11 protein-coding genes are annotated in these 10,327 nt (G+C 64.5%); 8 read left to right on the top strand and 3 right to left on the bottom strand.

The window, feature by feature from the left end; all coding sequences use genetic code 11:
• Nucleotides 1-455: 455 nt before the first annotated feature.
• From fabB to ACW7G0_RS10905, 3 genes are all read right to left on the bottom strand, one after another.
• On the bottom strand, nt 456-1,691 hold the full coding sequence (fabB, locus tag ACW7G0_RS10915) for a beta-ketoacyl-ACP synthase I (RefSeq protein WP_456989641.1): 1,236 nt from the start codon (nt 1,689-1,691) through the stop codon (nt 456-458).
• Nucleotides 1,692-1,693: 2 nt separating this feature from the next.
• Nucleotides 1,694-2,209, bottom strand: a complete 516-nt coding sequence (fabA, locus tag ACW7G0_RS10910; RefSeq protein ID WP_456963259.1) for a 3-hydroxyacyl-[acyl-carrier-protein] dehydratase FabA — start codon at nt 2,207-2,209, stop codon at nt 1,694-1,696.
• A gap of 204 nt (nt 2,210-2,413) precedes the next feature.
• Nucleotides 2,414-3,820: an aminotransferase-like domain-containing protein gene (locus ACW7G0_RS10905; RefSeq protein ID WP_456989640.1), complete on the bottom strand. Its 1,407-nt coding sequence runs from the start codon at nt 3,818-3,820 to the stop codon at nt 2,414-2,416.
• 178 nt (nt 3,821-3,998) lie between these two features.
• Here ACW7G0_RS10905 and ACW7G0_RS10900 point away from each other — a divergent pair, with 178 nt between their 5' ends.
• From ACW7G0_RS10900 to ACW7G0_RS10865, 8 genes are all read left to right on the top strand, one after another.
• A complete protein-coding gene (locus ACW7G0_RS10900) occupies nt 3,999-4,373 on the top strand; it encodes a hypothetical protein (protein WP_456989639.1) in 375 nt (124 codons plus the stop codon).
• A gap of 287 nt (nt 4,374-4,660) precedes the next feature.
• Nucleotides 4,661-6,127, top strand: a complete 1,467-nt coding sequence (gene ccoN / locus ACW7G0_RS10895) for a cytochrome-c oxidase, cbb3-type subunit I (RefSeq protein WP_456963417.1) — start codon at nt 4,661-4,663, stop codon at nt 6,125-6,127.
• A 10-nt stretch (nt 6,128-6,137) separates the two neighbouring features.
• A complete protein-coding gene (gene ccoO / locus ACW7G0_RS10890) occupies nt 6,138-6,752 on the top strand; it encodes a cytochrome-c oxidase, cbb3-type subunit II (RefSeq protein ID WP_456989638.1) in 615 nt (204 codons plus the stop codon).
• Between the two features lie 3 nt (nt 6,753-6,755).
• Nucleotides 6,756-6,953, top strand: coding sequence for a cbb3-type cytochrome oxidase subunit 3 (locus ACW7G0_RS10885; RefSeq protein WP_456989637.1), 198 nt, complete (start codon nt 6,756-6,758; stop codon nt 6,951-6,953).
• Nucleotides 6,950-7,903, top strand: coding sequence for a cytochrome-c oxidase, cbb3-type subunit III (gene ccoP / locus ACW7G0_RS10880; RefSeq protein WP_456989636.1), 954 nt, complete (start codon nt 6,950-6,952; stop codon nt 7,901-7,903). Before ACW7G0_RS10885 ends, ccoP begins: the two co-directional genes overlap by 4 nt.
• A gap of 41 nt (nt 7,904-7,944) precedes the next feature.
• Entirely contained in the window at nt 7,945-8,196 is a 252-nt protein-coding gene (locus ACW7G0_RS10875) for a hypothetical protein (protein ID WP_456963416.1), read from the top strand.
• Nucleotides 8,197-8,206: 10 nt separating this feature from the next.
• A complete protein-coding gene (locus tag ACW7G0_RS10870; RefSeq protein WP_456989635.1) occupies nt 8,207-9,766 on the top strand; it encodes a 4Fe-4S dicluster domain-containing protein in 1,560 nt (519 codons plus the stop codon).
• Complete coding sequence (locus ACW7G0_RS10865; RefSeq protein WP_456989634.1) at nt 9,766-10,320, top strand: FixH family protein; 555 nt, start codon at nt 9,766-9,768, stop codon at nt 10,318-10,320. Before ACW7G0_RS10870 ends, ACW7G0_RS10865 begins: the two co-directional genes overlap by 1 nt.
• Nucleotides 10,321-10,327: the final 7 nt, after the last annotated feature.

Here is a 10,327-nt window from a genome sequence, read left to right as displayed (position 1 = left end):
AGGTAATGCATCGATTACGACCGCGACTAGACCCCGTCGGGGTCGGTGTTCCATCGGATCTACGGAATCCCCTGCTGGCACCACAGCCTGCTAAGGGCTGGGGCTAATAGCCCAACATGATAACGTGTGACGGCCATCAAGGACAACCGGACCCAAACATGCCATAGCGCCTGGATCAGGCGAGGTTGAGTTGGTACGCGTTGCATTTCCCATCGAAACAGCGTTCGCTGTTGACGAGTACCGGGCCGCCCCCGCTCACACGCTTGCCAGGCGTTGCACGGACTCGCCGACCGGGGTGTCGCCTCCGGTCAGTTCGATGATGACCCAGTCCAGGTCCGTCACGGCCAAGTGCACGTCGGCGCGCTTCTGTAGCTCTCCCCAAAGCAAAACGCGCCGCCCTTCCGGACGACGCGCCTGCATCAATCATCAGTCGCAGCCGCCGCAGCGGCCCTTCGTCACACCCGCGCGAACACCAGGGTGCCGTTGGTGCCGCCAAAGCCGAAGCTGTTCGACATCACCGTGTCCAGCGTCGCGGCGCGGCTCTCGCGCACGATCGGGAAGCCTTCGACCTTCGGGTCCAGGTTCTCGATGTTGGCGGAGCCGGCCATGAAGCCGCCCTGCATCATCAACAGACAGTAGATCGCCTCATGCACGCTGGCCGCACCGAGTGAGTGGCCGCTGAGCGCCTTGGTCGAGGACAACGGCGGCACCTTGTCGCCAAAGACGTTGCGCACCGATTGCAGCTCGACCACATCACCCAGCGGGGTCGAGGTGCCGTGCGTGTTGAGGTAGTCGATCGTGCCAACCTCCCGGCCGCCGAACCCTGCCAGCGCCATCTGCATGCAGCGCACCGCGCCTTCGCCGGACGGGGCCACCATGTCGACGCCGTCGGAGGTCACGCCGTAACCGACGAGCTCGGCAAGGATGTTCGCGCCGCGCGCCTTGGCGTGCTCGTACTCCTCCAGCACCAGCATGCCGCCACCGCCGGCGATGACGAAGCCGTCGCGGGCGATATCGTACGGGCGCGATGCGGTCAGCGGTGTCTCGTTGTGCTTGGTCGACAGTGCGCCCATCGCGTCGAACTGGGCGGTCATGCCCCAATGCAGCTCCTCGCCGCCGCCGGCAATGATCACGTCCTGCGCGCCATGGCGGATCAGGTCGGCGCCGGCGCCGATGCAATGGGCCGAAGTCGCGCAAGCGGCGGAAATCGAATAGCTCAGGCCACGGATGCCGAACGCCGTCGACAAGGTCGCTGACACCGTGGAGCCCATCGTGCGCGGCACCATGTACGGGCCGACCTTGCGCACGCCGCGGTTGCGCAGCAGGTCGCCGGTTTCAATCTGCCATTGCGGCGAGCCGCCGCCGGAACCGGCAATCAGCCCGGTGCGCACGTCGTGTACCTGCTCGTCGCTCAGGCCCGCCTGGGCAATCGCATCGCGCATCGCGACGTAGGCGAAACCGGCGGCATCGCCCATGAAGCGCTTGAGCTTGCGGTCGATCTGTTCGGTCAGGTCGATCTGCGGCTCGCCAGCCACCTGGCTGCGCAACCCCAGCTCGGCATATTCGGGGATGAAACGGATGCCCGGACGGCTGTCGCGCAGCGAATCGGAAACGCTGGCCAAGTCATTGCCCAGGCACGAAACCACGCCCATCCCGGTGACGACTACGCGTCGGTCGGATGCATGCGCCATGCTCAGAAACCCTCCGTTGAGGTAAACAATCCAACCCGCAGGTCGGACGCATTATAGATCTCGCGGCCGTCGACCAGGGTCCGTCCGTCGGCGATGACCAGCTCCAGCTTACCGCGCATGACCCGGCGGATATCCAGCTCGTACGTCACCAGTTTTGCGTCCGGCAGCACCTGGCCACTGAACTTGACCTGGCCCACGCCCAGCGCACGGCCGCGGCCAGGCGCACCCAGCCACGGCAGGTAGAAACCGCACAGCTGCCACATCGCATCCAAGCCTAGGCAACCGGGCATGACCGGATCGTTCTCGAAGTGGCAAGGGAAGAACCACAGGTCGGGACGGATATCCATTTCGGCGCGAACAAAGCCCTTTCCGTACTTGCCGCCGTCGGTGGTGATCTGGGTGATGCGATCGAACATGAGCATCGGCGGAGCAGGCAGGCGCGCGTTGCCGGGGCCGAACATCTCGCCACGGCCGCAGGCCAGCAACTGCTCGTAATCGAACGAAGAAGGTCGAGTCATGTGTTCACGCAACAGGGGAAACCATGGATTTTGCCGGTTTGGCGTAAAAAATGTATTGACGCGCATCAATGACTGATTTCCATACGGATGCGTATCTATGCCGTAACCCCGGCCCGTCGGCGGATGGCCGTAATGTTGCGACGGCTCAAGCTGCTCGGTCGACTGCCCGGGACACTGTTCCGCCCGTGCTCACTGCGCGCGCGCTCAACCCGCCAGTCGCCCCAACGTCGCCAGCGCCGAGTGCACGCGCGCATCCAGCGGATGTCCGCAATTGAGGCGCAGGCAGTGGCCGAAGCCGCGGCTGGCGGAAAACATCGGCCCCGGTGCGATGCTGATACCCAGTGCGGCGGCGCGTTGCTGGATCGCCAGCGCGTCCGCGCCCTGGGGCAATTCCAACCACAGGAAATATCCGCCAGCCGGCCGTGGCACCCGCGTGCCGCGCGGGAAATGCCGCGCTATCGCTTCCAGATAGTCCGCCTGCTGCTCCGCCAGGGTCTTGCGCAGGCGCCGCAGGTGGCGATCGAAACCACCGCGTTGCAGATACTGCGCCAGCGCCGCCTGGGTGGGCACGTTGGTGTTCAAGGTGGTGGTCAGCTTGCGACGGGCGACCCGCCGGGCAAAGCGGCCCGGCGCGGCCCAGCCGATCCGGTAACCCGGTGCCAGGCTCTTGGAGAACGAGGAGCAATGCAGCACCAGGCCTTCCCGGTCGAAGGCCTTGGCCGGCAGCGGCCGCTGCGTATCAAAGTACAACTCGGCGTAGACGTCATCCTCGACCAGCGGGATCCGGTGACGCGCCAGCAATTCCACCAGCGCGCGCTTGTGATCCTCCGGCATGCTCGCCCCAAGCGGGTTCTGGAAGCTGCTCATCAGGCAGCATGCGCTCGGCGAATGGCGGGCGATCGCCACCTCCATCGCCGCCAGGTCGATGCCTTCACGCGGATGGGTCGGCACCTCGATCGCGCGCAGGCGCATCCGTTGCAGCATCTGCAAGGTCGCGTAGAAACACGGCGATTCAACCAGCACCGCATCGCCGGGTTCGGTCACCGCGCCGATGCAGAGGTTCAGCGCTTCCATCGCGCCGTTGGTGATCACGATCTCGTCGGCGCCCACGTGCATGTCGGCCAGCAGGTAGCGCAACGCGATCTGCCGCCGCAGCTCGGCGTTGCCCGGGGTCAGGTCGTCAACCGTGCTCCACGGATCCAGGTGGGTCGCGGCGGACGCCAGCATCCGGCCGATACGATCCAGCGGAAACAGCAGTGGGCTGGGGAACGCCGACCCCAGGGGCACGACGTCGCGGGTCATCGAGGATTCCAGCACCTGGAACACCAGATCGCTGACGTCCACCGCGCGCGACTCGCCATCCGGCTGCGAAGACAAGTCCGCCTCCGGTGGCCGCATGACGGCGGCGCGAGTGACGTAGTAGCCCGAACGCGGCCGCGACTCCACCAGGCCACGGGCTTCGAGGAGGTAATAGGCCTGGAAGACGGTCGCTGGACTGACCTTGCGCGCCGCACTGGCCTGGCGCACCGACTGCAGCCGGTCGCCGGGTTCCAGCAGGCCCTCGTGGATCGATTCGGCAATGTCGTCGGCAAGCGTCTGATACAGCGTCATCGCAACTCCCGATGGCCCTAGCCAAAATTCCGGCAAAGCTCGGCGGAACTGAACGGAGTCATCTGATACGGTCATTTGGTCGATTTTTGAGTCTACGCCAACTGATCCGGTCGCCCTATCCTGAGACCCGCTGAACTGGATGTCCCATGACTGGAGCCCCGACGGGGGACGACCGCCGATGAACCCGCTAGTCGAACTCAACCTTGCCCTGATCCTGTTCGTACCGTGGTTTTCGATCCTCGCGGTGCTGTTCTGGGTCTACCCCCGGCAGCCGCGTACACGGGCGCGAAAACTGTTCGATGCCACCAGCCTGGTAATCGCCACCGGCCTGGCCGCGTACGGGATGTATTGGGGCTTCAACGACGCCACTGCGATGCACGGCGGCATGTGGAAACAGGTGGTCGCCACCATGTGCGCCTACACCATGTTCCTGCTGGTGATGACCGTCGCGGTATGGCTGCGCCATCGCTGGCTGCGGCGCATTCGCCTCGGCGGGTCGCGGCAGCCAGAACCGGCACCGGCACCGGCTGCCGTGCGGGAGACGACGCCATGAGGCGCCCCCGTATCCTCGGCTTCCCCCGGTGTGATCATCTACAATCGCGGTGCCAACCCTTGGCTCGAGCCCGTCTGAACTGGACGGCAAACACATGGCCAACGCGCTGAGCAGGCATTCCCGTCATCGATCCACACGGATCGAACGTGATCGCCTGCACAGCCATGACCGTAGTCCCGCCCCACCCAATTGACCCAGATCAACTATCCACACGCTGATCCCGGGGAAAATACATGCTTATAAAATGGAAGGTCTCCTGAATGTCTGTGCATGACGATGCCGTGGCAATGCCGGCTGACACCGGTGATTCCGCGCTGGCCGCGCCCCGCGGTTACTACAACGACAAGGTGGTCCACCAGTTCGTGGTCGCGACCATGGTCTGGGGCATTGTCGGCATGGCGGTCGGTGTGTTCATCGCCGCCCAGCTGTACTGGCCGGCGCTGAACTTCGACACCCCCTGGCTGAGCTACGGCCGGCTGCGGCCGCTGCACACCAACGGGGTGATCTTCGCCTTCGGCGGCTCGGTGCTGTTCGCCACCAGCCTGTACGTCGTCCAGCGCACCTGCCATGTCCGGCTGGTCTCCGACAAGCTGGCCAGCTTCGTGTTCTGGGGCTGGCAGGCGGCAATGGTCGGCGCGGTGATCACCCTGCCGCTGGGCATCACCCAGAGCAAGGAATACGCCGAGCTGGAATGGCCGCTGGACATCCTGATCGCACTGGTCTGGGTCGCGTACGGCTGGCTGTTCTTCCGCACCATCGCCAAGCGCCGGGTCAAGCACATCTATGTCGCCAACTGGTTCTACGGCGCCTACATCATCGGCGTGGGCTTCCTGCACGTGGTCAACAACCTGGTGCTGCCGGCCAGCCTGACCAAGTCCTACCCCATCTACAGCGGCGCGGTCGATGCGATGGCGCAGTGGTGGTACGGCCACAACGCGGTGGCGTTCCTGCTGACCGTCGGCTACCTGGCAATGATGTACTACTTCGTGCCCAAGCAGGCGCAGCGGCCGATCTACTCCTACCGGCTGTCGATCGTGCATTTCTGGGCACTGATTTCGGTCTATATGTGGGCCGGGCCGCACCATCTGCACTACACCGCCCTGCCCGACTGGGCGCAGTCGGTCGGCATGGTGTTCTCGGTGATCCTGCTCGCCCCCAGTTGGGGCGGCGCGATGAACGGGCTGCTGACCATGTCGGGGGTATGGCACAAGCTGCGCACCGACCCGATCCTGAAATTCCTGATCGTCGCCATCAGTTTCTACATGATCGCGACCTTCGAAGGCCCGTTGCTGTCGATCAAGACCGTCAACTCGCTCAGCCACTACACCGACTGGACCATTGGCCACGTCCACGCCGGCACCCTGGGCTGGGTAGCGATGATCTCGTTCGGCTCGGTCTACTGCCTGTACCCGAGGCTGATCGGTGCCACCAAAATGTACTCGACCAAGATGATCGACGGCCATTTCTGGCTGCACACCATGGGCGTGGTGTTCTATATCGCCTCGATGTGGATCGCCGGCATCACCCAGGGCCTGATGTGGCGCGCCACCAACGCCGACGGCACCTTGACCTACAGCTTCGTGGAAGCGCTCAGCGCGACCTACCCGTACTACCTGGGCCGCCTGCTGGGCGGACTGATGATCCTGGCCGGCACCTGCCTGATGGCCTGGAACCTGTGGCGCACCCATCAGAGCGTGCGTGCGTTGGCAAACCATCCGGTACTGGCACCGCACCCGACTGCGGCGCGCGGCTGAGGACGAAGAAATGAGTTTTGGTCACGAAAAAGTAGAAAAAAACATCGCCCTGCTGGCCATCTTGACTGCGGTTGCCGTGTCATTGGGCGGCCTGGCCGAGATCGTGCCGATGATGTATCAGGCCGAAGCGATCGAGCCGCTGCCCGGGGTCGAGCCGTATCCCGCACTGGAACTGGCCGGACGCGATGTCTATGTCCGCGAAGGTTGCTACAACTGCCACTCGCAGATGATCCGTACGCTTCGTTTCGAGACCGAACGCTACGGCCACTATTCGCTGGCTGGCGAGTCGGTCTACGACCGCCCGTTCCAATGGGGCTCCAAGCGTACCGGCCCGGACCTGGCCCGGATCGGCGGGCGTTATTCCGACGACTGGCACCGGGTCCACCTGATTGACCCGCGTGCGGTGGTGCCCGAGTCCAACATGCCGGCGTTCCCATGGCTGGAGACAACCGCCGTGGACGGTGCGGACATCGCCGGCCGCATGAAGACCCTGCAGCGACTGGGCGATCCCTACACCGATGAGCAGATCGAGCAGGCCGCGGAAGACGTTGCCGGCAAGAACGAGCTGGACGCCGTGGTGGCCTATCTGCAAGGCCTGGGCATCCACGGCCCGAAGGGAGGCTGAGCCATGCTTTCTGGAATCATCACCGTCGCCTTGATGTTGCTGTTCCTCGCCATCTGCTATTGGGCGTGGCTACCGGAGCACAAGCAGGCATTCGACGCCACCGCACGCCTGGCCCTGGACGACACGCCCAGCGATACCAGGCACGACGCTGACGGCAACAACGACAACGAAAACGAAAACCCAGTGGAGCCACGCCCATGAGCACTGGCTGGTCGTGGTACCTCATCGCTCTTACCGCGCTCAACATCCTTGGCGTGGTCTGGTTGCTGTGGTGGACGTCCAAACGTCGGCCCGGCGACCCCAAGCCGGAGGAGACCAGTCATTACTGGGACGAGGACATCACCGAATACAACAAGCCGATGCCGCGTTGGTGGATCCAGGGCTTTTTCATCTCCATCGCCTTCGGCATCGGTTACCTGGTCTGGTACGGCGGTCTGGGCAACTACGAGGGCATCAGCGGCTGGAGCTCGCAGGGCGAGCATGCCCAGGACAAGAAGGTCTGGGATGCGACGCTTGACGAGACTTTCCGTCCCTACAATGGCCTGCCGATCGACCAACTCGCCGCCGATCCGGTCGCGCGGGAGCTTGGTCGGTCGATCTTCGCCAACACCTGCGCCACCTGCCACGGTTCGTCCGCGCGGGGCGCCATCGGCTACCCCAACCTGAGTGACGACATCTGGCACTGGGGCGGAGCGCCGGAGCAGGTCCTGCAGACCGTGCTGGATGGTCGCGACGGGGTGATGCCGCCATGGGGCAAGGTATTGACCGGCATGGGCGGGGACAACGCGGTCGACTACGTGATCGCCTACGTGCGCGTACTTGGCACGCCCGACCAGTCGGTACAGAACAACTACCTGGCCGCGCAAGGCAAGAAGCTCTACGACGGCGTCTGTGTCGCCTGCCATGGCGTGGAAGGCAAGGGCAATATCGAGCTGGGGTCCCCGGACCTGACCGACAACTACTGGATGTACGGCGACAGCAACGCCAGCCTGCGCGAGACCATCGTCAACGGACGCCATGGCGTCATGCCGGCGCACCGCGACTTGCTGGGTGAAACCCGCACGCGTCTGGTAGCCAGCTATGTCTGGTCGTTGTCCAACCCGCCCGCAACTGCCGGCGACTCCGCCCCGGCGTCAAGCGAGGCATTGTGAGGGTGCCGGCGCCGCCACCGATCGACCACCCGCCGCGTCCGATGGTGCAGCGGGTCGGCGCCATTCTCTGGCCCAGCTTCTTTGCCGCCTGCGTGGCGACGATGGTGTTTTTCGCCTTCGTCGACCCGTTGGAACTGTGCGAGATGACCTTCCCGCACCTGACGATCAACCGCGGTCTGGGCTACACGATCGGTGGCCTGATGTTCTGGCTGGCAACGGCATCCTCCAGCCTGTTCACCTGGCTACTGCTGCGTCCGCCGAGCCGCTTCAACAAATCATTACCCCGGGAGTAGAAGTTTCGCGGTGAGCAAGAAAATTGACATCGATTTGCTGGATGGTGGGGGTTTTTCGACCTACTCCAAGGACAGCAAGGTGTACCCGCGGGATGTATCGGGTCCACTCGACCGGTTGCGCAAGATCTCGGTGTTCTGGCTGCTGGGCATGTATTACGTCTTTCCGTGGCTGCAATGGGATGGCCGCCAGGCGGTGCTGTTCGACTTGCCCGCGCGCCAGTTCCATATCTTCGGGCTGACCTTCTGGCCGCAGGACTTCACCTTCCTGGCGATGCTGCTGATCATCCTGGCGCTGGTGTTGTTCTTCGTGACCGCGCTCGCCGGCCGGGTCTGGTGCGGCTATGCGTGCCCGCAGACGGTGTGGACGGAAGTGTTCCTGTGGATGGAGCGCTGGACCGAGGGCGACCGAGCCAAGCGGATCAAGCTCGATGCCGGCCCGTGGAACCGCGACAAAATCCTGCGCAAGGGCTCTAAGCACGTGCTGTGGCTGACTTTCGCGCTCTGGACCGGCTTCACCTTCGTAGGCTTCTTCACCCCGATCGTCAGCCTGGCAGAACGGACCATGCCGTTCGACTGGAATGGCTGGGAGACGTTCTGGGTGCTGTTCTACGCCGGGGCCACCCTGGGCAATGCGGGCTTCCTGCGCGAGCAGGTGTGCAAGTACATGTGTCCGTACGCGCGCTTCCAAAGTGCGATGTTCGATCGCGACACGATGATCATCGCGTACGACCCGATGCGCGGCGAGCCGCGTGGCCCGCGCCGGCGCGGATTGGGCGATGTCATCTCCCGCGGCCGCGGCCTGCTCGACAAGGCGCTTGCCTATGAGCTGGTATTCCGCGCCAGCGGCCACGACGCGGCCGGAAACGCCATGGTGGAGGCGCGCGAAGACGCGGGCCTGGCCAACGACGCGGCATTTACCGCCAGCCTGGATCACCCGTTGACCCGGCCGGAAACCGACACCGCCGGCGACTGCATCGACTGCACCATGTGCGTGCAGGTCTGCCCAACCGGCATCGACATCCGCAACGGCCTGCAATACGACTGCATCGCCTGCGGTGCGTGCATCGACGCCTGCGACGATGTCATGGACAAGATGGGCTACCCGCGTGGCCTGATCCGCTATTCCACCCAGAACGCCATTGATGGCAAGCCGACCCGGATCCTGCGCCCGCGGGTGTTCGTGTATGCGGCGCTGCTGCTGGTGCTGGTGGTCGGCTGGGGCTGGGGCGTTGCCACCCGCAGCCCCTTGATCGCCGACGTATTGCGTGACCGCAACGCGCTGTACCGCGAGGTCAGCGACGGTATCGAAAACGGCTACACGCTCAAGCTGGTCAACAAGACCAACCAGCCGCAGGAGTACCGTGTGAGCCTGGATGCGGCCACCGGCGGGATGGTCTTGCGCAGCGGCCCGCAGAGCGTGAAAGCCGGAGCCGCCGAGGTGGTGTCACTACCGTTGGCCGTTACCGCGCCGGCCACCATCACCGGTCGCCACGACCTGCGATTCGTCATCGAATCGGCCGACGGCAGTACCCGTGAAATCGTAGACAGCAGTTTCTTTGGACCCCAGTAATGAGCACACCCGATTCCCCCCGCCGTGACCAACCCGCCGCCGACGAGTCCCCCGAGGTCAGCCGGTCGCCCTGGCGCCAGCCGATCGTCTGGCTGGTAATCGCGTTGCCGACTGTGGTCGTGTTGGCCAGCGTGGTGATGATTTTCATCGCCAGTGGCGAGGGCTACAGCGACCAGGTCATCGATACCGTATCGCGTACCGCGCAGATCCAGACCGCCGACCTGGGGCCGGATGCGATCGCGCAACAGGAGAAGCTCAGCGCGATCGTGCGCATCGACACCGAGCAGGCATTCATCGAGGTGCTGCCGGTCAGTGGCGACTTCGACCGTGCCGCACCGTTGCAGCTGACCCTGATCCACCCCACCCGTGCCGCCGTCGACCAGGTGCTGCTGTTGCAACCGGGCGAACTGGGCTGGCGCCTCCCGACCGCCATTGATGCCAGTCACGACTGGAAGCTCCAGTTGGAGCCCCAAGACGCACGCTGGCGACTGAAAGGCCGCCTGCCGAAAGGCCAACTGGCGGCGAACCTGCACCCGTCGCTGCAGGCACCATAGGTCATGC

The organism is Lysobacter sp. A286 (genome assembly GCF_054052105.1).
Note: the sequence above shows the minus strand (reverse complement) of the source record. Positions and strands in the feature narration are given on the sequence as shown.